Genomic DNA, 22,412 nt, shown 5'->3' on the forward strand with positions numbered 1-22,412 from the left:
TTTAAATTACTTTAGAGATTTTACAACTTTATCAGCAGCATCAGCTAAACCTTCTGCAGGGATAAGCTTTAAGCCAGACTCTGATAAGATTTTAGAACCTAATTCAGCATTGTTACCTTCTAAACGAACAACAACTGGTACAGTTACATTTACTTCTTTAACAGCATCAATAATAGCTTCTGCGATCATGTCACATCTAACGATACCACCGAAGATGTTGATCAATACAGCTTTTACATTCTCATCATCTAAGATTAGTTTAAATGCTTCGATAACTCTTTCTTTAGTTGCGCCACCACCTACATCTAGGAAGTTAGCAGGCTTACCTCCATATAACTGGATGATATCCATAGTAGCCATTGCAAGACCAGCGCCGTTTACCATACAACCGATATTACCTTCAAGAGCAACATAGTTTAGCTCATGCTCAGATGCTTTAAGCTCTTTAGCGTTTTCTTGAGACTTATCTCTTAGAGCTAAAAGTTTAGGATGTCTGTATAGAGCATTTGAATCAAGATTGATTTTACCATCAACACATACGATCTCACCATTTTCTCTTACAGCAAGAGGGTTAATCTCAAATAGTGCAAAGTCACATTCAACAAATGCTTTGTAAGCACCTATCATAGTCTTTGTGAAGTCGTTGATTTGTTTGCCTTCTAAGCCTAGTTGAAAAGCAACATCACGAGCTTGGAATGGTTGAAGGCCTACTAATGGATCTACTTCTACTTTAAGAATTTTTTCTGGAGTGTTATGAGCTACTTCTTCAATATCTACACCACCTTCAGATGAAACCATAAATGTAACTTTACGGCTAGATCTGTCTACAACAGCACCTAAATATAATTCACGAGAAACTGGGTATACATCTTCGAAAATACCTACAGAATTTACAGGTTGACCATCAGCATCAGTTTGGAATGTAACTAGATTTGTACCGATAAGACTTTCAGCGACTTCACGTGCTTCCTGTGAAGATTTAACAACTTTTACACCGCCAGCTTTACCACGCCCACCAGCATGAACCTGTGCTTTAACAACAGCAAATTTACTACCGATTTGGTCAAATGCTTGAGCAGCTTCATTTGGATTATGAGCAACAATACCTTTTTGAACTTTTAAGCCGTAGCTTTCTAAAAGATCTTTAGCTTGATATTCATGTAAATTCATGGATTTCCTTCCTTATTTTATCGTTTGACGAAAATTTTAAAATATAACAACAAGATGATAGCGTATTTACTGTTGTTTTTCTAATACAAATACATTTAAATTTTGCTTTATATATTATCTTAAAAGTTTAAGTTAGGAAGTTATTTTTTAGCAAGATCCTTTTATTGGAATCAATTGATGTTTTTTTAAACTACATTTTTTTGCAAAAATTAAAAAAATACTTATAAAACAGCTTTTAAAAATGTATAGTGATATTTATCTGAATTGTGTTAAATTTTATTCAAAAGGTTTTTCTATGCTTAAAACTCCATTATATGACTGTCATGTGAATGCAAGTGCTCGCATGGTAGATTTTTCGGGTTGGTCAATGCCGATAAATTATGGTTCACAAATCAAAGAGCATGAGCTTGTTCGTACAAGTTGCGGTATCTTTGATGTGTCACATATGCTTGCTGTAGATATAGAAGGCAGAGATGCTGAGAATTTCTTGCGCAACATACTTGCTAATGATGTAAAGAAACTTCAAGTAAATCACGCGCTGTATGGCTGTATGCTTAATGATGATGCTTGTATTATTGATGATTTGATAACTTATAAGGTTGCTGATAATCACTTTAGAATAGTTATCAATGCTGGTAATAGAGAGTCTGATGTAGCTTGGTTTAGAGAAAACTCAAAAGATTTTGATGTGGCTATTACAACTTGTGAAGATTCTGCAATTATAGCAGTACAAGGACCTAATGCTAAAGATATAGTTGCTAAATCAGTAGGTTCTAGTATCGCAAGTGAGCTTGTAGAGTTAAAACCATTTAGCTTTAAATTAGATGGTGAGTGGATGTATGCTCGCACAGGCTATACAGGCGAAGACGGTTTCGAGATAATCTTACCACAAAGCAAAGCAGTAAATTTTTGGAATGCGTTGCTTGAGAATGGGGCTGAACCAGCTGGTTTAGGTGCTAGAGACACTCTGAGGCTTGAAGCAGGTATGCACTTATATGGTCAAGATATGAATACTCAAACTACACCACTAGAAAGAGGTTTGGGTTGGAGTGTGGATTTATCTGACGAAGATAGGGAGTTTAACGGTAAGAAAGCGTATCTTGCTAAAAAAGCGCAAGGTGTAAAAACTAAGTGGGCTGGTGTAGTGCTTCATTCAAAAGGTGTACTAAGGGCTGGCCAAGAAATAGACTTTGATAATGGTGAAAAAGGTTATATTACGAGTGGTAGTTTCTCACCAAGCTTAAAAGTGGCGATAGCATTAGCATATATACCTAAAGAAGGAGCTAATCCTAAAGTGAATATCAGAGGTAAAGAGCTTGATGTAGAAGTTACTAAGCCTAGATTTGTCAAAAATGGTAAGTCACTGCTATAGCTAAATGATTGTAGAGATAGTGTCAAGTACATTGTGCTATCTAGTAAATAAGTAAAAAAAATAAGATAAATACATTTCAATATAATGGAGGAATAAATATGTCTGATATACCTAGTGAACTAAAATACACAAAGAGTCATGAATGGATAAAAGTTGATGGTGATGAAGTAATTGTAGGTATTACTGAGCATGCACAATCACTTCTGGGCGATCTTGTATATGTTGAGTTACCAGAGGTTGGAGATGAGTTTTCTACAGGTGATGATGCTTGTGTAGTTGAATCTGTAAAGGCGGCTTCTGATGTTTATTCTCCAGTGGCAGGTGAAGTTATAGAGATAAATGATTCAGTATCTGATGATCCAGCACAAGTTAATCATAGTCCTTACAGTGAAGGTTGGTTATTTAAACTTAAAGTATCTGATGAATCAGAGTTGAATGCTCTTATGTCAGCTAGTAGCTACTCAGAAATAATTGCTGATTAAATACTTATCACATTTAAAGTTATAACTAATAGTTAAACATCTATACATAGGAGATAGTATGTCTTTTATTCCGCATAAACCTGAGCAAATTAAAGAAATGCTCGGTATAATTAAAGCAGATTCAGTTGATGATTTATTTGATGAGATTTTACCAGAGCTTAGAGCCGATAAGCTTGATATAGCTGATGGTATCTGTGAAATAGAACTAGCTCGCGTTGCTAAAAAAAGAGCATCTAAAAATAAAGATTTAGTAAATTTTATCGGTGCTGGTGCTTACACGCATCACATACCTGCAGCTATATGGGATATAGTTGCTAGAGGAGAGTTTTATACTGCATATACGCCGTATCAAGCAGAAGCTTCTCAAGGTGGCTTACAAGTAATTTATGAATACCAAACAATGATAGCTTCTCTTACAGGTATGGATGTATCAAATGCTTCTATGTATGATGGTGCAACTGCTCTTGCAGAATCTATCTTGATGGCTATTCGCTCAAACAAAAAAGCAAAATCACTAAAAGTACTAGTTGCAGATGCTTTGCATCCGACTTACTTAAAAGTGGTAGACACTATAACTAAGCACCAGGATGTAGAAGTTGATGTTGTTAGCTTAGACTTGAAAGAAGGTAAAACTTCTGTTGATGCTTTAAAAGCATTTGAAGATAACAAGTACGCTGCTGTAGTTATTCAAAGTCCTAACTTCTTAGGTCAAATTCCAGATGTGGATGGCTTAACTAATTGGGCACATAATCATGGTGCTTTAGTTGTAGCGGTAACTAATCCAGTTTCATTAGCAATGCTAAAACCACCAGTTGAATGGGGCGAAAGCGGAGCTGATATAGTTTGTGGTGAAGGTCAGCCATTAGGTGTGCCTTTAGCTTCTGGTGGTCCATACTTTGGCTTCATGACTTGTAAAATGGCTTTTGTACGCCAAATGCCGGGTCGTATCGTTGGTAGAACTGTGGATTTAGATGGTAAAGAAGGTTTCTGTCTTACTTTACAAGCTCGTGAGCAACATATTCGTCGTGCTAAGGCTACTTCAAATATCTGTACTAACCAAGGTTTGATGGTAACAGCTGCTACTATTTATATGAGTTTGATGGGTGCTGAAGGTTTGTCTCGAGTTGCTGAGAATTGCCATGTAAATACTAATAGCCTAGCAAGTAAACTTGTATCTTTAGATGGTGTGAGTGAGAGATTTGATGGCGTTCGTTTCCATGAAGCGGTTATTGATTTACCAATTAAGGCAAAAGATTTTGTTAAAGCAATGGCTAGTGAAGGTTTTGATGCTGGATTTGACTTAGGTCAGTTTGATGAAAGCTTACAAAATTCAATAATGATTTGTTCAACAGAAATTCATAGTGATTGTGACCATGATGAGTATGTTGCTGCAGCTAAGAAAGTAATTGAAAAAATATTAAAATCTGGTGTAGGAGGTTAAGAAATGGTTATTTTTGAAAAAACTCGTGGTCATAACTCTCCTGCAGTTATTCCTAAAAAAGCTGATGGTGTCTCAAAAATTCCAGAAAGTATGCTTCGTGCTAAAAAGCCGATATTACCACAACAGGCAGAGCTTGATGTAGTAAGACATTATACTCAGCTTTCACAAAAGAACTTTTGTATAGATACTAACTTCTATCCATTAGGTTCGTGTACGATGAAGTACAATCCTCGTGCAGCTCATAAGTATGCTTCACTTTCAGGGTATTTAGACAGACATCCGTACTCAGCTAATGAAAGCGTACAAGGTACATTAGAGTGTATGTATGACCTTCAAGAGCTTATCAAAGAGCTTACAGGTATGACAGGAGTATCTTTAGCTCCTATGGCTGGTGCTCAAGGTGAGTTTGCTGGTGTGTCTATGATAAAAGCATACCATCACAAACGCGGTGATTTTGAAAGAAATGAAATCATCGTTCCAGATGCTGCACATGGTACAAATCCAGCTACAGCAAAAGTTTGTGGCTTAAAAGTTATCGAGATACCTACTAAAAAATGTGGCGATATCGATATGGAAGCTTTGGAAAAAGTACTAGGCCCTAAGACTGCAGGTATTATGCTGACAAATCCATCTACTGTAGGTGTGTTTGAAAGAAGTATCGGTACTATTGCTAAGATGGTACATGAAGCTGGTGGTTTGCTTTACTATGATGGTGCAAACTTAAATGCAATTATGGGTAAAGCAAGACCTGGCGATATGGGATTTGATGTACTTCACATGAATTTACACAAAACTTTTGCTACTCCTCATGGTGGCGGTGGTCCTGGTGCTGGTCCTGTAGCTGTAAATGACAAGCTAAAAGAGTTTTTACCTATTCCAACAGTTGGTAAAAAAAATGGTAGTTTTGCATGGCTTACAGAAGAAGATGTACCAAACTCTATCGGTAGATTATCAGCATTTAACGGTAATATCGGTGTGCTAATGCGTGCATGGATTTATGGTGCAATGCTTGGTGGTAACGGCTTAACTAAAGCATCTGAAATGGCTACGCTAAATGCTAACTACATTATGGCTCGCCTAAAAGATGAGGGCTTTACTATAGCTTATCCTGAAAGAAGAGCATCGCATGAATTTATCGTAACGCTAAAACCAGAGCTACAAAACTATGGTGTAACAGCTACTGATTTTGCAAAATGCTTAATCGACAGAGGTGTACATGCTCCGACTATGTATTTCCCACTCTTAGTACCAGAATGCTTACTTATAGAGCCAACTGAAACTGAAAATGTAGACAGCATGGAGCAGTTTATCAAAGCTATGGTAGAGATTCGTGATATTGCGAAAGAAAATCCAGAGTATTTAAAAGGTGCTCCGTATAACTTACCAGCTCGTCGCCTAGATGATGTGAAAGCTGCTAAAGAGCTTGATATCGTTTGGCAGCCAAAATAATTTTCTCTATAATCATTTGTATATTTGTCTAATAACTACATAAAATGTATATATCCATAAAGACGCGTCATTATTATCAGAGAATGGGGTGTCTCTAGAGATAAAATATTATTAATAAACATTTATATTCAAAGGGGAAATCAATGGAAGTGAAACTAATCACTAGAGAAAACTATGAAGAGCTCATTGAAGTTTGGGAAGGTTCAGTCAGGGTAACTCATCATTTTTTGCCTGAGGAAAACATTCTTGAATTAAAACCTCTCATTTTACAGCATTATTTTGATGCAGTAGAGCTTCGTTGTATCACCAAAAATGGTGAAATAGCTGGGTTTGTTGGTGTTGCAGATGCTAACATCGAAATGCTATTCGTAAGTCCAAAGTATTTTAGACAAAATATCGGTAGCCAACTAGTAAATTATACCATAAACCATCTGGACGCTTCAAAAGTTGATGTAAACGAACAAAACTCAAAAGCAATTGAGTTCTATGAAAAAGTAGGGTTCAAAAAAGTTGGACGCTCTGAATTGGATGGTCAAGGTAATCCCTTTCCACTAATCCATATGGAATGGAGTGGAATATAAAAACTGTTAGCTCAAGATACTGAGAAGTATTTTCAAAGAGCTAGATATTGTGAGGCAACCTAGGTAGTTTTTCTATATAATCATTTGTAGATTTATTTATAACCACACAAAAATGTCTACAAAACTCAATATTATCAAAACTTTTTTTGTTATAAATGTACTTTTTTCTATAACTTCATGTATTTATTATCAGAATGAATTGTTTGGAAGTCTAGCAATATTTTTTTCTGCTTTATCACTGACTTTAAGCATACTAATTGAGAAAAGGATATTTAACTCAAGCCTATTTTTATTTTTATCAACTTTGCCTATTTATCTGATAATTCCACTTTACCAAAATCCAATGTTTGCCACTCTTGTAATTGCTTTGGTTATATCTGTTTTGATATATGGAAAACAAGTTTTTAGGTTGTTTAGTTTCGGGAAGGTTAAAGATGTTAGGATTTGGTTTGCTATAGCATTTGTGGCTGTTATAGCATCTAGTAGTTTAGTTTTATGGGGATTGTGGGCAGATAATTTAGGTGTGGGAGCTCCAACTATAACTGAGTTAAAAAGGCATAGTACTATTTTGTTACTACTAGTAATTCCTTTGATAACACTATTAAATGCAATAGTAGAAGAGATTGTATTTAGAGGAATTCTCCAAACAGAATTAAGTGATATTTTCGGTATTTCAGTAGCTATATTCTTACAAGCATTTCTTTTTGCAGGCTTTCATTACGCAGGCGGTTTTCCAAATGGATTGATTGGCTTTGGTATGACTTTTGTATATGCTGGTGCTTTAGGGGTTATGAGGCATAAAGTAAAAGGTTTACTAGCACCGATAATCACTCATTGGCTAGCAGACTTAACTATAGTTATATTTTTGTGGGTTTGTTTTTAGATAAATTAAATAACAGGGTGATTTTCTAACTCTACCTTAATGAGTAGATGAAATGTTATATAGTACCAAAAAGAGCATTAGAATTTGATGTATAATATTTTAAGAAAAATAAAAAGCAGTAGCTTTATATAAAGTTCCATTAAAAAAATCATATCAGTTCGTTTTCTTTGCTTTTCTATTTTAGAAAAATACATTATTATATATGGTTAGCGTTTACGATTAATATTTTTATTTATAACAAGAGGTACTTAAATGAACTATCTAGATTTTGAATCAAAGATAAAAGAAGTTGAAGACAAAATCACATCTTTATCACATATATTTGAAGATGAAAAGACAGATAAAGAATTACAAAGGCTAAATAAGAAAAGACTAGAATTTATGGAATCTACATATTCTAAGCTGACTGACTGGCAAGTAGTACAATTATCTCGTCACCCAGATAGACCATATTTTAAAGATTTATTGCCTCTTGTATTTACAGATTTTCAAGAGCTTCATGGCGATAGAGCCTTTGGTGATGATTTAGCTGTAATTGGTGGTTTAGCAAAACTAAATAACCAACCAGTAATGGTTATAGGCCAAGAAAAAGGGCGTGATACTAAAAGTAAGATTAAACACAACTTTGGTATGATGCATCCAGAAGGTTATCGTAAGGCTCTAAGACTTATGAAATTAGCTGAGAAATTCAATATGCCTGTAGTTACATTTATAGATACTCCAGGAGCTTATCCAGGAATTAAAGCAGAAGAGCGTGGCCAAAGTGAAGCTATTGCTAGAAACCTTTTTGAGATGAGTGCTCTTAAAGTACCGGTAGTTTGTACTGTTATAGGTGAAGGGTGTTCAGGCGGAGCTTTAGGTATAGGTGTTGGTGATAAACTCCTTATGCTTCAATATAGCTATTTTGCTACTATATCTCCAGAGGGGTGTGCTTCTATACTTCATAAAACTGCAGAAAAAGCTTCTGAAGTTACACAAATGATGAATATTACTTCTAATAGACTTAAAGAGCTTAAAATAGTCGACGGTGTAGTACCTGAGCCATTAGGTGGAGCGCATAGAGACTATGGGGTAACTGCTGAAAACATTAAAAAAGCTCTTTCAGCAGAAATTAAAGAATTAAGTAAAATGTCTGTAGAGCAAAGAAATTCTAAAAGATATGATAAATTAATGTCATTCGGACAGTTCAAAGAAGCATAAAAGCTTTTCTGTGAAGTCATGAGCCTAAAAAATATAAAATCCCAAAAAGGTTTTGGGATAGTAGAATCAATGTTATCGGCAATGATTCTACTTTTTGTATTATCTTCAGGCTTTATACTTTTAAATAGTGTTTTAGTTAGTATCGCACTAGATAATAAGAAAGATGAAATCTCTAGTACTTTGGATGAGCGAGTAAGTATCTATCGTCTTACAGGCGTTTTTGATGATAAGCCTACTAAAAATGGAATTGAGTTCAAAAAAACTGTAATTATCGAACAAGAGAATGAATCAATACCGGAGGAGAAATCAGAAGAAAAATCTGTTAATAGATTTAAAGCTTTAAGTGTTGCTGATATCAAGAAGATGGCAGAAAAAGCCGATAAAAAAGCACAAAAAGCAGAAGATAATGATGTCAATATCGTATATAAGATAGTAAATATCGCAGCCTTTGATGATACTATGGGAGTTGCTGATAGAATAAAAATTGTTGAAAGAGAGGTTGTGAAAAATGAAAGCGATGAAGTATAAAAAGATCGCTGGATTTACTTTGCCAGAGTTAATGGTCTCAATGGTTATAGCAGCCCTTGTAATGGGAATGGCTTTGAATATTTATATAGATATGAAAAATCAATATAACAAGCTTGATAAAAAACATCAGATGAATACAAAGCAGTTGATGATTAAGCAAATATTTTATAATGCTATCGGTGGAGCTGGATTTGCGTCAAAATATGGAGATATGTATCAAGGCCTTGTGGATAACTCCGGGGATAACTTTGGTGATATATTTGGTAAAACAGGTATTATAACTATAGGAAAGTCTCCAATAACTAATATGCCAAGCTTACCAGGAGATTTAAAGCTTGATTCAGAACAGTGCAAACAAAAGCAAAAAGATAATAAAAACTTAGAAAGTATGAGTATCTATACTGAACTTCACTGTGTTCAACCAAAAACTGACTTTATAATGATTCAGCGAACGACTCTTGATTCTTCATTGAAAACGAACTCATCAAATAATATTTTTAAGTTAAATGAATTTAGAAAGGATGTTTCTCCTGAACAAGATATCAAAGCGAATGATTACTTAGTGCTTTGTAATGCCACAGAATGTGAGTTAGAAAAAGTATCAGCTATTACAGGAGATTTTGTCTCAACTAGTCAGCGAATTGAAGACAAATTTAAAGAGAGTGATTATGTCGGGAAGTATATATTAGAAACATTTTTTATAGCAGATACAGGTCGTAAAGATAGGTATAATAAAGAAATCTACGCACTTTATGAGTTTGTGAAACAAGGTCCGGATGATACCTCGGCTTATGAGCTTATTGATGGGGTTAGTGATTTAAGCATCAAATATGTTTTTAACAAAGATATAAAACAGGGCGATTCGACTATAAAATGGCAGAAGATAAAAGACAAATTAATTATCGTTAGAAGTGATAAAATAGCAGCGTTGAAATTATCGTTTAAAGTTGACGGTAAAGAATTTAGTAAAATTTATTTAATGGGCACAACATAAGTCATATATGAAATTTAAGAGTATCAAAAATTCTGGTTCTGCTTTGCTTATGGCATTAATTTTTGCTTTTGTAGTTATGGTAATGCTTACAGGATTGCTTTATTCATTTAGAATGGGTTTACTTACAACAAAAAGCATTGTTAAAAATAGTAATGAAAAGGTTTTAGGTGAAACCTATGTTTCAAATATTCAAGATGATATAAATTTTACTAAGACAAATGAATATATCATTGGGAATAGTAAATTTGAGATAGTTGTAGATGAAGATGATGTCACATCATTTTTTCCAAAAAATGGTAATGCTAGATTATATCAAGGGCAACAATATATGAGTTTCAATGATATATATAAAGCATATAATCGTGGTGGTGATAAAGTAGATTTAACCAAGAATATTATCTATAACGCAGCTATAGATAATATTTATCAAAATTTTGATGGCGATTACATTCCTATAAATGTTCCTATGATAAATGTTTCTGCAATAACTGAACCACAGGCAAAAAGCTATAGACTTTCTGATGGTGAAATAGAGGAAGACTATAAAGGGTTTATTGGCTTTATTCAGGTTCAAAATCAACAAATAAGTATATTTACTAAAAATGCAAAGATAGGTGTACCAATTCCAGAAGGTATGGACTCTGAGTTTAAGGTTAAAGTTGGTTGGAATCTTGAAGGTGGGAAATGGAGCCTACATCTTATAATTCATGATACAAATAAACTTTTTACAACAAGTATAAGCTTAGAAGATATTCTTGCTGATGAGGTTAAGGGTTTAGAAGAGGATAATGAGCAGTTAGGTAATGAAATAGGTAATTGGAAGCCTGTTTCAAATGGAGATTCTAGTGGTGGCAGTATTGGTGGACCTTTTATTAAAGAGAATATTTTTGATGTTGCTTGGTATTATGAGGAAAAAGATTCCCCCCCACAAATAGTTATTATAAGAAAAGCTGATCAGAAAAAAGGTTCTATGGAAATATTAGAGGCTTATTATTCAATATATTCAACTTCTGATAAACAATATAAAATGAAGCTTGGCGGTAAACTAAATATCAAGCGAGAGTTGACAGAAAAAAATATTAAACTACTTGTACCTGACTTCACAAATAACTTTGATGCAAATATGGCATTAATTATTCATCCTGATAATAACAGCAAAACTTTAATGCATATAAGTGATTTTAACTATAATGGTGATCATAGGGTTGGAAAAAGTTTAGATACTTATATTGATGGTGAAAGTGTTGGTGAGCCAGTAATTGTTTCAAAAAATAATGAATCAATATATATAATTACTTATGAGCCTGAAAAATTACATCGCTATGAGTATAAGAAAGGTTATGGAAGTTTTGAATCTTTAGAGTATGGTGAAAATGGTTTAGAGAAAGAATTTGAGTTTGAAAAAGATGAATCTCAGCCTAAACCTCCACCAAAACCAAAGCGTCTTGGGCAGAATAAAAATGATGAGGAAGAGGAAGATAGTGATGATGGGATACAGTTAGTAGTTCCTAAGTTTGGTTATTTGTTTGTATTTACAAAAGACAAGGTCATGCAATTAAATTATGATTTTGATATTTTACAAACAATTGATTTGGATAGTGCAGTAAGCCCACAAATATTAGCAGATATAGATTCTGTGAAAAATACAGTAAATAAGATTTATATCCAAACAACAGCTCTTGATATGAAAGCTCAAGAAATTAAAGATGAGCTTGGAGATGAAGATGCACCAGAAGATAAGAATGAGGTTAAAGATAACTCAAAAGATAAAAAGAAAAGTCAAACTAGAGAAAGTAAGTTGGCTGAAATTAAAGCTAAAAAAGAAGCAGATAACAAAGATGATGAAGAGGAAGCTCTTCCAGAAAAAATATATTTAGATAGTAAGTATCTTTATCCACTAGGAATAGTTAAGCAGACAGTATTATGAGCATATTAAAGAATATAAACACAGAATTACGTAATGATAAAAGTATCAATCTAGATAAAATGAATATATCTGATGCTATTAGTTTGATGATAAATGAAGAATATAGTGTTATTGAAGCATTAAAAGATCAACATTCAAATTTAGTAGATGTTATAACTCATACAGCAAAAGTATTAGAAAACGGTGGTAGGATTATTTATGTAGGTGCTGGGACAAGTGGTCGTCTTGGGATATTAGATGCTGTTGAATGTCCACCAACATTTAGTGTTGATTATAACACTATAGTTGGATTAATAGCTGGTGGAGAGAGAGCATTTATTGAGGCTCAAGAAGGTGCAGAAGATAATCCTATATTTGGTGAATCTGATTTGATAAATATAGATCTTAGTTCTAAAGATATAGTTGTAGGGATAGCTGCTAGTGGTAGAACTCCTTATGTAATTGGAGCATTAAAGTATGCTAACTCTATAAATGCAAATACTGTAGCTATAAGTTGCACTAAAGATGCTAAAATTTCTGAATTTGCGAATCATAATGTTGAAGTTGTACCAGGTCCTGAAGTTTTAACTGGCTCAACTAGACTTAAATCTGGAACAACACAAAAACTTATATTAAATATGATATCAACATTATCAATGGTTCAGATTGGTAAAGTATATGAAAACTTGATGGTTGATGTCAAACCTACAAATGAAAAGCTTGTTGAAAGGGCTAAAAATATAGTTTGTCAGGCTACAGGTGTCAGCTATGAAGTCGCACAAGAATATTATGAAAAAGCTAATAAATCAGTCAAAATAGCAATTGTTATGATACTTAATGATTGTGATTATAAGCAAGCTTTGGCAATATTAAAGAATAATAAGAATTTTATAAAGAGATAAGCATTATGAAAAAGATTATTTCTATAATGACTGCTGTATTTTTAGTACATGGTGTTTTTGCTGAAAAAGTATATGAAACGGATGCAGATGGCGTGGCTAGTTTTTCAAATAATAAAACAAAGGGTGCAAAAATAGTTAACTTGAATCCTGATTCTGTAACTGTTTTCTCAGCAGCGACTGAACTTAAAAATGAACCAAGTTACTTAAATAAGTCAGCATCTTATTATAAAAGACCATATGGTTATAGTGATACTCTTCAAGGGTCATTTCCCGAGCAGCTGACAGATAATTATTTTGATTTCTATGGGCGGAATCATCATTATGAAAGTTTAATGAGTTCTACACATAATAGTGGTTTTTATGATAGTAAAGGAGCAAACAATAATCGATTGAGAAATAACTATTAATATCAAGTTTTCTGAGGTTAACAAGCCTCGTCATTAGCAGCTTTTTTAATGATTTTAGGAGGATAAATCCAGTTTAAGACTAACTTCAAAGTTGATCCTTGAAGAAGTATTGATAAGACCACAACAGTATATGTAATTCCAACTATCATGTTTCCCTCATCAGGAAGTGATAATGCTAAAGCAAGAGAAATACCTCCTCGGACACCTGACCAAGCTACTAAGACATTATCTTTAGTCGAGCTATGAGAGAGTTTTTTATCAATTAATGTTATAGGTATAGAAACACTAATAAATCTTGAAATCGTTACAATAAATATTCCCGCAACACCTATCCAAAAAGCATTTATATTAAATGGTATGCTTGTTAGTTCAAGACCTATTAGGATAAATAAGAATGAGTTGAGCATGTTATCTATTACCATCCAAAAGTTATCTAACTTACGGACTTGTTCAGGATTTACATTTTTACGGTCTGAAAGGCTATTACCAATAAACAATCCAGCTACTACCATTGATATAGGTCCAGATACATGTAAGCTATGGGCAATTACATAGCCCATACTGGCAATACCTAGAGTTAAGAAAATTGATGTCTCAGAATCTTCATTGGTATTTAAAAAGATTAAAGCAGTTTTTGCAAAAATATAACCAAGAAGTATACCGCCACCTGCTTCAATGGTAATTTGCTTTGATATGGTCCAGATAAAGTCAAAATTACTAACTGATATTGCATTACCAAAATCACCACCACTACCAAAGAATACAATATTTGAAAGTACTACAAAAAGGACAATTCCAGTTGCATCATTAAATAAGGACTCGCCAACGACTCGAGTTTTAAGATGTTTAGGGATTGTTTTGTTGCCTGCGAGTGTGCTAATTACTGCAATAGGGTCAGTAGGTGATATTAGAGCACCAAATACTAGACAATAACCAAAACTTAGCTCCACACCTACTAGTTTACAAAATCCATAAATTAAAAGGGCTGTTGATCCAGCAGATAAAAATAAACCAACACTAGCCAACCCAAATATTGCTTTTAATTCTTTTTTTAAATCAATCATATTAAAATGTAATGCATTAGCAAATAATAAAAATGACAGCATTCCATCTAAAACAGTAGTTTTAAAATCAAAACTAGATAAGGCGACTACTAAGAAGTTATCTTTAGATAAAAATGAAGCACATAGAGCAGAAAAAGTTATTGAAAGTACCGTTAGTCCTATAGCTTTAGGAAGTTTTAAAAATTTGGTGTTAATATAGCTCATCATGGCAGCTACTACAGTGAGTAAGCTAAATAAAAAATATTCATTCATGGTGTTTTATCCTTATAAAAAGTGGCTTTAAAGGCCACAGCTATATTCCCAGCTACAAGCTTTGGAAAGTTCTAGCATAATATTATCTTTATCTAAAAAGTTATCTTTTGAATTCGCAAAAGATTCACTTCCAAACATAAAAGTTTGGTTTTCTTGTTCTAATTGTATTATTTTTTGACTATCATGTGTAGTGATAGTTTCAAATTCTTTTTTTGTAAAATGAATACATGGCTGACATTCTTGACTCCTAAATACTGGAGTGAAAGGTAAATCAGATATGTACTGCTGAATATCAGCAAACGATTTATCTAAAAGAGGGTATTTTAATTCACGATAATCATATTTTTCTTCTTCATCTAGGTTTTTAAGTAAAGATGATGCTAAAGATAGATCTTTGCGGTGGCTAAGTAAAATAGTTGCCTCACAATCGGGATCTATTTCATCAATTTCAGTTAGTAATGTAATACCTTTTAAGAATCCTGCACACCAGCTAAATTGCTGAGAAGGAAATTGTTTACGGGCTGTAACTAATTCTTGAAATGAATTTTCGGATTTTAAGTGTGAGTATTTTATATTTGATTTATCAAGCCAATTAAAGACTTTTTCAAGATAGTCACTCCAATCACTCGAAGCAAAGCCAGTATCTACAGAGAGTACATAGAAGTCATTATTTAAGTTTTCTTTCGCCCAACAAATAAGAGCTAAAGAGTGGATACTATAGTTTGCAATTATGAAGTTTTTTGAGGAATTATTCATTCTATATTCCTATAGCATTTTTTATCTCTTCTAGTTTTTTTATTGCAAGTGGTCTTGTTTTACTGGCTCCTTTAGCAAGTATATCTTCAACTACTTTAGGATTGTTTATCAGATAATCATATTTTTCTCGTGATTCAGCTAAGAATGTATTTATTTTCTCAAATAAAATCTGTTTAGCATCTCCCCAGCCCAATCCACCAGTTATATATTGCTGCTCTAAATTTTTAATTTCAGACTCTTCTGCAATTGCTTTATAAATTGCAAACACAGTACAGTTAGTTGGATCTTTTTTTTCTTCAGGTAGTTGAGAATTTGTGATTATTTTCATAACCTGTTTTCTAAGCTTCTTTTCAGTAGAGAATATCGGAATAGTATTATCATAACTTTTAGACATTTTCCGGCCATCTAAACCAAGTATGGTTTGACCATCTTCATTAGTGTAAGCTTGAGGTAAAACCAATGTTTGAGTTTTATATATATGGTTAAATCTATTTGCAAGGTCTCGAGCTATCTCTATATGTTGAATTTGGTCTTTGCCAACAGGGACAATCTCTGCATCAAACATTATAATGTCAGCTGACATTAATACAGGATAGTTAAACAACCCCATAGTTATGCCTTTATCTGGATCTGAATTATTTGCTTGGATATTTTGGTCAGCAAGAGCTTTATATGCGTGAGCTCTATTTAGTAAGCCTTTTGGAGCAACAGTAGTAAGTATCCAATTAAGTTCCATTATTTCTGGAATATCTGATTGGCGATAGAAAAAAGAGTTGTCGGGATCAAGTCCAAGAGCTAACCATGAACAAGCGATTTCATTAATGTATTGTAATCGAAGTTTTTTATCCCAAAGTTTTACTAGTGAGTGTTGATCTGCAATGAAGTACATACACTGGTAATCTTGATTTAAAGACATTTCTATAGCAGGCTTAATTGCACCAATATAGTTACCAAGATGAGGAGTTCCAGAGGGAGTTATTCCTGTTAAAATAATTTTTTTAGACATATGTAAATTACTAGTGATATTTTACTTGAAATTTTAACATATTGAATGCTTTTAGATAAGTAATATTATGTATGTAGATTAAAATATCTTGGAGCGGGAAACGAGGCTCGAACTCGCGACCCCAACCTTGGCAAGGTTGTGCTCTACCACTGAGCTATTCCCGCAAGAATTCTTAATGGCACACCCAAAGGGATTCGAACCCCTAACCGCTCGGTTCGTAGCCGAGTACTCTATCCAGTTGAGCTATGGGTGCAATTAAGTGATGACAATTATAGATTTAAAAAATTAGTTAGTCAAGTTAGTTATGTCATTAATTGTGTCAATAAGCTTATCTTCTAATTCTTGGTCAGATAAACTTGTATTATCAATAACAAAATTAGCCATTTTTTCTCTTTCAGTATCAGATATTTGTAAGTTTATGAAAGCGGTAGCTTGTTGACGATCTTTATTATCTCTTTCCATTAATCTTTGAACTCTTGTTTCAAAGTCTGCTTTAATTACGATTACTTTTTTTACATAACTGTAGTGCTTGATGTTATAAGGTGCTAGTAGAGGAATATCTACAATAGTCATAGAAGAAGAGGATTCTTTTACTTGTTTTTTTATTTCTCTATTAATTACAGGATGTAGATAATCTTCTAGCCATTTTTTTGCTTCGCGCGACTCAGTAATAATTGATCTAAGCATTGCACGATTTATATTTTTATTCATTATGACATCACTGCCAAATTTTTCTGCTATTTTTTTTATAACTGTGGGTTTTTTTGTAATTTCTCTACTGATAGTATCAGCACACACGACAGTTAAGTCTAGTTTTTCGCGTAAAATTTCTGTAGCTTTAGATTTACCACTAGCTATACCGCCTGTTATTGCAATAGGATAAGTATTTATAATTGACATGTTTTTTGATTATAGGTATTTTATGAGCTAGTATTCTAATCTTTTTTTCTTTGAAAGTCATATTTTTTTGCTTAAAATTTAAAATACTTTTAAAATAATCACAATTAACTAAATTTTATTTGATATTGTTTTGAGTCTTAAAGAAATTATTTGTAAAAAAATCCAAAAAAATGATGGCACAATAACTTTTCAGGATTATATGCATCTAGCATTATACTATCCTGAATTAGGATATTATTCGGGAGCTAAAGATAAAATATCTTCAGCAGGTGATTTTATAACGGCAACAAGCCAAACTTCTATATTTGCTTGTACTTTTGCTGAAGTATTCGCAAAGATTATAAAAGAAATAGGTAAAGATACATGTGTTATTGAATTTGGTGCTGGTACTGGTAAATTTGCTGCTGATAGTATACTACAACTTGAGAGACTCAAGGAGCTGCCTAGAAAATACATTATTATAGAGTTAAGTAATAATTTAAGGTTACGACAACAATATTTTATAAAAGAAAAAGCTCCCCATCTTTACGATAAATTTGAATGGTTGTATGAATTACCTAAACAAAAAGTTAAAGCCATAGTTTTTGCTAATGAAGTTTTAGATGCAATGCCAGTGGAGATTTTTAAGTCAGATGGCACAAATATAAAGCAACAAGGTGTAGCTTTGGTTGGTAATGAGTTTAGCTTTGTTGATTTATCTAAAAATGAATCTCGATTTGATAATGAAATAGAAATTCTTAAAAATGATGGGCTTATATTTGAAACTGATTATACAAGTGAAGTTAACACCTGGGTTAGACCCTGGATAAAATCTCTTTCAGAGTGCTTAGAAGCTGGTGTTGTGCTAATAGCTGATTATGGTTATCATCGAGCAGATTATTATAGAGCTGAAAGAAATATGGGAACCTTAGCTTGTTATCATCAGCACAGAGTGAATTATGATCCTTTTATTAACGTTGGTGAGCAAGATATTACAGCTCATGTCGATTTTACTACGATTGCTGAAAGTGCCTGTGAAAATGGTTTTGAACTACAAGGGTTTATGAGTCAGTCAAACTTTCTTAAAAGAGCTGATGTAGCAAGCGTATTTGCTAATATATCAAAAAGGCTAAATTTAGAAGAACAGTTGAAATACAGCACAGATATGAAAGAACTTTTACTTGGAGATAAGTTAGCTGAAGTATTTAAGGTGATAGGGTTGTCACTTAATTTTGAACCATTATTAGAAGTTTTTGATAATGATGATAATGTTGATTTTTTGTTGTGAATGATTTATGTTTTAATGTTCTGCTACTATGGAGTCGAAATCATAATATTCTGCAAACTGCTGATTATACCAATTACTCTTAAATGGAGCTAATTCATAATAGTAAACATCGTTTTGCTTCGATAGAAAATAATTCGAAACCACAGCGTCTTTAATATTGTTCTCTTGGTATTCTATAATTTCTTGGTTTCTGATTTGATTATCAATACCCATTTCTAAGTAAGCTGAAAATAATTGATATGAATAAAAAGCTACAATAGCTAAGCACAAGAGGTATAAATACTTTAAATGGTTAATTAGCCTTATATTTAAAAAATATTTACAACAGATATAAAAATATACGACCATATATATCATCTCAACTCTAGTAGAAAGCCCAAACATTATAAAAAACATCGTAAATGAAATCGAAGTTAAGCCAAGGCATATAAATACTTTCGATTTTGTATCTTTTTCATAAATTAATGTAAGAATAATAGATAATAAAAAAGGTACAGAAAGTTCGAGCTTAGTGGTAAATAAGATAATGAAATCTATGAAGTGAGATATAAGATAAGAGAATAAGGTTTGTCCATCAAGTATACCTCCAGTTCTAACATAACTTCCCGGTGCTATAATCAGTAATATTCCAGAAACTATGAATGGAATAAAAAAGAATAATGTATTTATATTTAACTTTTTTCGAGAGGTGATCTCAAAGATTATATAGTAAAAGATAATAGTAAAGATAACCATGAAAAATGCTTCATTATAACAACCAAGAATTATTCCATATATAACACTTGCAAATCGCTGACTTATATTTTTAATATAGAGTTTATTAAAAATATAAACTAATAAGCTTAAACCCCATAAATACTGAATACCAGCAGTTTTCCATGTGGCAGTAGCGATAAATCTAGAATTGAAAAAATATAATAGGAATAAGCTTAAGTATATTATGAAGCTTTTAGAGCAAACATTGTATTTATCCTTTATAGTGTTTTTATAAAGATATATTATCAAAGAAGTCATAGCAAAAGCATTGATAAAGTTTATTAAAGCTATTGAAAAAGGGTAACTTTTGTTAAAAAATAAATATACTGGAATCTGAGCAGACATTCTTCCAGTCCAATGAAAATAATCATGGTAGAGGTTAATGAGTATAGTGCTATTATATAAAGCATTAATATTTGATCGCCAAAAGTCATCCATTACTAATGGCTGACAAAAGTTTATAAATAAAAAAATACAAAATATAGGTAATATAATTATATGTTTTTTATTTTTTACAAAAGCCATAGTGAATTATAATAAAGGTTAATAGTAGTAAAGTAGAATATTATACTTGAATTTTATTAAATGCTAAAACAGTTTTTTAAACTGTAGGTAGCTTCCATTTATACAAAATTGCTAAAAGGCGGATATTTACTCCAAAACTAATTATTATTGCAGCTCCAACATACGAGTTTATGTCAAGATGAATGAATATGATATTTAAGCCGCCAATTAAAGCAGCAACAGAAGCATATAGCTCAGATTTAAATGCTACGGGTATGTCATTACAGATCATATCACGCATAATTCCTCCAGCTACCCCATTTATAATAGCAATTGTAATACCAACTACTAAAGTACTTAAAAACTGCATGTGAAAGACTTCTGTGCAAATTTCATATGCTATGTTACTACCTATATACGCAAATGCTATCAGACCAATAGAATCAAGAATTAGAAACACTTTATAGAATTTGTTTATATATTTTTGTGTGAAAAGTGCTACTACTGAAAAAAATAAACATATAACTATATAGTGTGGTTCAAGGATGATTGTCACAGGTAAATTACCTAAAAGTAAGTCTCTTACTACACCACCACCCAGAGCTGTAGTTAATGCTATGGCAACAACCCCAAATGCATCCATGTTCCTTCTAGATGAAGAAATCACACCAGTCATACTTTCAGCAACTATGCCGAGCATAAACATTATACTAAAAATATATGGTCCAGAAATGCCAACATGATTGATATTACTCATAGCCTAAAACCAGGTAGATAAATTTAAGTATATTCTAAATCTTATTATCAAAAAAAGAATTAACTTTTTGTAATTAATTTTGCAGAAATATTAGAAGTGTTTTTCTCTTTAAGAATATTAAAGTCATGTAGATCTAACCTAGCATTCTTTTCGGTTTCAATATATATGATTGTGTTAGCTTCTATAGAAATATTATTACGAATTGATTCTATTGCTTTAGGAGCTATTTCCTTGTTAAAAGGAGGATCAATAAAAATTATACTTTTAGAATCTAGCTTGATAGTAGTTAATGCTTTTATACTATCTTTTCTATGTATCTCAAAGTTTTTTTCCTCTAAGCTATTTAGGTTTTCTTTTATTTGAGTTATAGCTTTAAAATTAAGTTCATAAAAAATAACCTTTTCAGCTCCTCGAGATAAGCTCTCAATACCTAAGCTACCACTACCAGCAAAAGCATCGACACAGATACTATCATGAATATATGGAGCTAACCAATTAAATATAGTTTCTTTAAGTTGATCAGATGTTGGACGTAAGCCATTTATTGATGGAAATCTTAGTTTACGGTTTTTATATTTACCTGCTACAACTCGGATAGTATTTGTTTTCAATGTTATACATCTCCAACCATAACTGTTAGCATTTGGTTTTTTTGGACTTCTATAAAAGCATTTTTTATATCTGTGGAGCTAACTTTATTTATATTATCAACATAAGTGTCAAAAAAGTCTAAGGCTAAATCCTTATTAGCTATAGATGACATCATACTTAAACGAGAACTATTTCTAACAGAGCCTAGTAAGTGAGTTCCTTCAATATGCTTTTTTGAATTACATAGAGTTTCTTCATCGATATTTGATGATATAAAATCAGTATAAACATCATTTATGGTTTTAAGTGCAAGTTCAGGGTTACTAGTTTGTGCTGAAATTACAAAACTACCATAGTCGGGATTAAGATTAATGCTACTTCCGACATTGTATACAAGTCCTAGCTCCTCACGAACTTTATTGAAAAGTAATGAGTTTAATCCACCTCCACCGAGTATTTCATTGCCAAGTTTTAATGGAAAATATAATGAATCATCAATATCTAAAAAAAGCTGGTGTCCCATTAGTATAGAAGTTTGTTTACTAGCAAAAATTTTTGTTATAGTTGTTTTAGACACAGAATGTTGTGTAGAGTTTTCTATGTTTTTATTGCCAACAGGTAAGAAACTTATTAGTGTACTTGCAAGATTTTGAGCTTTAGTATTATCAATATCACCAATTATGCAAATATTAGTATTATTAGCGCAAATATTTGTATCATAAAAATCTTTAATATCTTTGACAGTTATTTTTTCAATAGTTTCAATATGACCTATAGTAGGGTGGCTATATGGATTATCTCTAAAGAGATTCTTAGAAAATTCAAGAGAAGCTAAGTAGTTGGGCTGATTATAGAGGTATTTGATGTGAGTTGTTGTTTGTAGCTTTTCTCTAGCTAAAATGTCTTCATTAAAATCAGGTTGAGTGAAAATTTCTTCTAAAATTTCAAATAGTTTTACCAAGATATTCTCATCACTTAATGAGCGAATTTTGATGCTAAAATATTCTTTAGAAGTTTCGGCATGGATAGAAGCACCTATATCTGTGATTTTATTGATAAGTTCTTCTTCTGATGAGGTTTTAGTCTGTGTACCAAATAATCCAACAGCTAAATCAGCAAGTCCATTTAATTTGCCATCAAAAGCTGAACCTGCTCTAAAGTTTAAGGCTATATCAAGCATTGGAATGCTGTTCGCTTGTTCGAAATAAATGTTTGTATTATTGATAGTTGATTTTTGTATCATA

General features: G+C 32.5%; 22 protein-coding genes and 2 tRNA genes. 13 read left to right on the top strand and 11 right to left on the bottom strand.

Annotated features, from left to right (window positions below; all coding sequences use genetic code 11):
• Positions 1–6 precede the first annotated feature (6 nt).
• Entirely contained in the window at positions 7–1,170 is a 1,164-nt protein-coding gene (sucC, locus tag CDH04_RS03685; RefSeq protein ID WP_112869738.1) for an ADP-forming succinate--CoA ligase subunit beta, read from the bottom strand.
• Between the two features lie 295 nt (positions 1,171–1,465).
• Here sucC and gcvT point away from each other — a divergent pair, with 295 nt between their 5' ends.
• The 12 genes from gcvT to CDH04_RS03745 all read left to right on the top strand — a co-directional run bounded on the left by gcvT (position 1,466) and on the right by CDH04_RS03745 (position 13,315).
• Positions 1,466–2,542 (top strand): glycine cleavage system aminomethyltransferase GcvT, encoded by a 1,077-nt coding sequence (gcvT, locus tag CDH04_RS03690; RefSeq protein ID WP_112870890.1) that lies wholly within the window; start codon positions 1,466–1,468, stop codon positions 2,540–2,542.
• Positions 2,543–2,640: 98 nt separating this feature from the next.
• Positions 2,641–3,024, top strand: coding sequence for a glycine cleavage system protein GcvH (gene gcvH / locus CDH04_RS03695; protein ID WP_112869739.1), 384 nt, complete (start codon positions 2,641–2,643; stop codon positions 3,022–3,024).
• Between the two features lie 58 nt (positions 3,025–3,082).
• The gene (gene gcvPA, locus CDH04_RS03700) at positions 3,083–4,465 is read left to right on the top strand and encodes an aminomethyl-transferring glycine dehydrogenase subunit GcvPA (protein WP_112869740.1); all 1,383 of its coding nucleotides are present in this window, start codon (positions 3,083–3,085) and stop codon (positions 4,463–4,465) included.
• Positions 4,466–4,468: 3 nt separating this feature from the next.
• On the top strand, positions 4,469–5,914 hold the full coding sequence (gene gcvPB, locus CDH04_RS03705; RefSeq protein ID WP_112869741.1) for an aminomethyl-transferring glycine dehydrogenase subunit GcvPB: 1,446 nt from the start codon (positions 4,469–4,471) through the stop codon (positions 5,912–5,914).
• 149 nt (positions 5,915–6,063) lie between these two features.
• A complete protein-coding gene (locus CDH04_RS03710; RefSeq protein WP_200164543.1) occupies positions 6,064–6,495 on the top strand; it encodes a GNAT family N-acetyltransferase in 432 nt (143 codons plus the stop codon).
• A 112-nt stretch (positions 6,496–6,607) separates the two neighbouring features.
• Positions 6,608–7,378, top strand: coding sequence for a CPBP family intramembrane glutamic endopeptidase (locus CDH04_RS03715; RefSeq protein WP_112869743.1), 771 nt, complete (start codon positions 6,608–6,610; stop codon positions 7,376–7,378).
• Between the two features lie 252 nt (positions 7,379–7,630).
• Positions 7,631–8,578: an acetyl-CoA carboxylase carboxyltransferase subunit alpha gene (locus tag CDH04_RS03720; RefSeq protein ID WP_112869744.1), complete on the top strand. Its 948-nt coding sequence runs from the start codon at positions 7,631–7,633 to the stop codon at positions 8,576–8,578.
• An 18-nt stretch (positions 8,579–8,596) separates the two neighbouring features.
• Positions 8,597–9,106, top strand: coding sequence for a pilus assembly protein (locus tag CDH04_RS03725; RefSeq protein ID WP_162699193.1), 510 nt, complete (start codon positions 8,597–8,599; stop codon positions 9,104–9,106).
• On the top strand, positions 9,087–10,100 hold the full coding sequence (locus tag CDH04_RS03730) for a PilW family protein (RefSeq protein WP_112869745.1): 1,014 nt from the start codon (positions 9,087–9,089) through the stop codon (positions 10,098–10,100). Before CDH04_RS03725 ends, CDH04_RS03730 begins: the two co-directional genes overlap by 20 nt.
• 7 nt (positions 10,101–10,107) lie before the next feature.
• Positions 10,108–12,027 carry a hypothetical protein gene (locus tag CDH04_RS03735; protein ID WP_112869746.1) on the top strand — a complete coding sequence of 640 codons (1,920 nt, stop codon included), beginning with the start codon at positions 10,108–10,110 and terminating at the stop codon, positions 12,025–12,027.
• The gene (gene murQ, locus CDH04_RS03740; protein WP_112869747.1) at positions 12,024–12,908 is read left to right on the top strand and encodes an N-acetylmuramic acid 6-phosphate etherase; all 885 of its coding nucleotides are present in this window, start codon (positions 12,024–12,026) and stop codon (positions 12,906–12,908) included. Before CDH04_RS03735 ends, murQ begins: the two co-directional genes overlap by 4 nt.
• Before the next feature lie 5 nt (positions 12,909–12,913).
• A complete protein-coding gene (locus CDH04_RS03745; protein WP_112869748.1) occupies positions 12,914–13,315 on the top strand; it encodes a hypothetical protein in 402 nt (133 codons plus the stop codon).
• A 17-nt stretch (positions 13,316–13,332) separates the two neighbouring features.
• Here the strand turns inward: CDH04_RS03745 and CDH04_RS03750 are convergent, their stop codons facing one another.
• The 6 genes from CDH04_RS03750 to coaE all read right to left on the bottom strand — a co-directional run bounded on the left by CDH04_RS03750 (position 13,333) and on the right by coaE (position 17,293).
• Positions 13,333–14,631, bottom strand: a complete 1,299-nt coding sequence (locus CDH04_RS03750) for a cation:proton antiporter (protein ID WP_112869749.1) — start codon at positions 14,629–14,631, stop codon at positions 13,333–13,335.
• A 27-nt stretch (positions 14,632–14,658) separates the two neighbouring features.
• Positions 14,659–15,387, bottom strand: coding sequence for an adenine nucleotide alpha hydrolase family protein (locus CDH04_RS03755; protein ID WP_112869750.1), 729 nt, complete (start codon positions 15,385–15,387; stop codon positions 14,659–14,661).
• 1 nt (position 15,388) lies between these two features.
• Complete coding sequence (trpS, locus tag CDH04_RS03760) at positions 15,389–16,393, bottom strand: tryptophan--tRNA ligase (RefSeq protein WP_112869751.1); 1,005 nt, start codon at positions 16,391–16,393, stop codon at positions 15,389–15,391.
• Positions 16,394–16,482: 89 nt separating this feature from the next.
• A tRNA-Gly gene (locus CDH04_RS03765) sits at positions 16,483–16,557 on the bottom strand.
• 12 nt (positions 16,558–16,569) lie between these two features.
• Positions 16,570–16,646: transfer RNA gene (locus CDH04_RS03770), tRNA-Arg, on the bottom strand.
• Positions 16,647–16,678: 32 nt separating this feature from the next.
• Positions 16,679–17,293 (bottom strand): dephospho-CoA kinase, encoded by a 615-nt coding sequence (gene coaE / locus CDH04_RS03775; RefSeq protein ID WP_112869752.1) that lies wholly within the window; start codon positions 17,291–17,293, stop codon positions 16,679–16,681.
• Positions 17,294–17,423: 130 nt separating this feature from the next.
• Between coaE and CDH04_RS03780 the strand changes: the two genes are divergently transcribed.
• On the top strand, positions 17,424–18,560 hold the full coding sequence (locus CDH04_RS03780) for a class I SAM-dependent methyltransferase (RefSeq protein ID WP_162699194.1): 1,137 nt from the start codon (positions 17,424–17,426) through the stop codon (positions 18,558–18,560).
• A gap of 12 nt (positions 18,561–18,572) precedes the next feature.
• On the opposite strand, the gene CDH04_RS03785 is transcribed toward CDH04_RS03780, so the two are convergent.
• The 4 genes from CDH04_RS03785 to CDH04_RS03800 form a co-directional block, all read right to left on the bottom strand.
• Positions 18,573–19,841, bottom strand: coding sequence for a DUF6056 family protein (locus CDH04_RS03785; protein ID WP_112869754.1), 1,269 nt, complete (start codon positions 19,839–19,841; stop codon positions 18,573–18,575).
• Positions 19,842–19,917: 76 nt separating this feature from the next.
• A complete protein-coding gene (locus CDH04_RS03790; protein ID WP_112870891.1) occupies positions 19,918–20,568 on the bottom strand; it encodes a trimeric intracellular cation channel family protein in 651 nt (216 codons plus the stop codon).
• 68 nt (positions 20,569–20,636) lie between these two features.
• Positions 20,637–21,188: a 16S rRNA (guanine(966)-N(2))-methyltransferase RsmD gene (gene rsmD, locus CDH04_RS03795; RefSeq protein WP_112869755.1), complete on the bottom strand. Its 552-nt coding sequence runs from the start codon at positions 21,186–21,188 to the stop codon at positions 20,637–20,639.
• Between the two features lie 2 nt (positions 21,189–21,190).
• Positions 21,191–22,411 (bottom strand): M16 family metallopeptidase, encoded by a 1,221-nt coding sequence (locus tag CDH04_RS03800; RefSeq protein ID WP_112869756.1) that lies wholly within the window; start codon positions 22,409–22,411, stop codon positions 21,191–21,193.
• Position 22,412 lies beyond the last annotated feature (1 nt).

Source organism: Francisella adeliensis (assembly GCF_003290445.1).
In the GTDB taxonomy this organism is placed as follows: Bacteria; Pseudomonadota; Gammaproteobacteria; order Francisellales; family Francisellaceae; genus Francisella; species Francisella adeliensis.

What these genes read in the sequence shown, in the direction of transcription:
- sucC (WP_112869738.1), bottom strand. Translation starts at nt 1,170, where the DNA reads ATGAATTTACATGAATATCAAGCTAAAGATCTTTTAGAAAGCTACGGC.
- gcvT (WP_112870890.1), top strand. Translation starts at nt 1,466, where the DNA reads ATGCTTAAAACTCCATTATATGACTGTCATGTGAATGCAAGTGCTCGC.
- gcvH (WP_112869739.1), top strand. Translation starts at nt 2,641, where the DNA reads ATGTCTGATATACCTAGTGAACTAAAATACACAAAGAGTCATGAATGG.
- gcvPA (WP_112869740.1), top strand. Translation starts at nt 3,083, where the DNA reads ATGTCTTTTATTCCGCATAAACCTGAGCAAATTAAAGAAATGCTCGGT.
- gcvPB (WP_112869741.1), top strand. Translation starts at nt 4,469, where the DNA reads ATGGTTATTTTTGAAAAAACTCGTGGTCATAACTCTCCTGCAGTTATT.
- CDH04_RS03715 (WP_112869743.1), top strand. Translation starts at nt 6,608, where the DNA reads ATGTCTACAAAACTCAATATTATCAAAACTTTTTTTGTTATAAATGTA.
- CDH04_RS03720 (WP_112869744.1), top strand. Translation starts at nt 7,631, where the DNA reads ATGAACTATCTAGATTTTGAATCAAAGATAAAAGAAGTTGAAGACAAA.
- CDH04_RS03725 (WP_162699193.1), top strand. Translation starts at nt 8,597, where the DNA reads ATGAGCCTAAAAAATATAAAATCCCAAAAAGGTTTTGGGATAGTAGAA.
- CDH04_RS03730 (WP_112869745.1), top strand. Translation starts at nt 9,087, where the DNA reads ATGAAAGCGATGAAGTATAAAAAGATCGCTGGATTTACTTTGCCAGAG.
- CDH04_RS03735 (WP_112869746.1), top strand. Translation starts at nt 10,108, where the DNA reads ATGAAATTTAAGAGTATCAAAAATTCTGGTTCTGCTTTGCTTATGGCA.
- murQ (WP_112869747.1), top strand. Translation starts at nt 12,024, where the DNA reads ATGAGCATATTAAAGAATATAAACACAGAATTACGTAATGATAAAAGT.
- CDH04_RS03745 (WP_112869748.1), top strand. Translation starts at nt 12,914, where the DNA reads ATGAAAAAGATTATTTCTATAATGACTGCTGTATTTTTAGTACATGGT.
- CDH04_RS03750 (WP_112869749.1), bottom strand. Translation starts at nt 14,631, where the DNA reads ATGAATGAATATTTTTTATTTAGCTTACTCACTGTAGTAGCTGCCATG.
- CDH04_RS03755 (WP_112869750.1), bottom strand. Translation starts at nt 15,387, where the DNA reads ATGAATAATTCCTCAAAAAACTTCATAATTGCAAACTATAGTATCCAC.
- trpS (WP_112869751.1), bottom strand. Translation starts at nt 16,393, where the DNA reads ATGTCTAAAAAAATTATTTTAACAGGAATAACTCCCTCTGGAACTCCT.
- coaE (WP_112869752.1), bottom strand. Translation starts at nt 17,293, where the DNA reads ATGTCAATTATAAATACTTATCCTATTGCAATAACAGGCGGTATAGCT.
- CDH04_RS03785 (WP_112869754.1), bottom strand. Translation starts at nt 19,841, where the DNA reads ATGGCTTTTGTAAAAAATAAAAAACATATAATTATATTACCTATATTT.
- CDH04_RS03800 (WP_112869756.1), bottom strand. Translation starts at nt 22,411, where the DNA reads ATGATACAAAAATCAACTATCAATAATACAAACATTTATTTCGAACAA.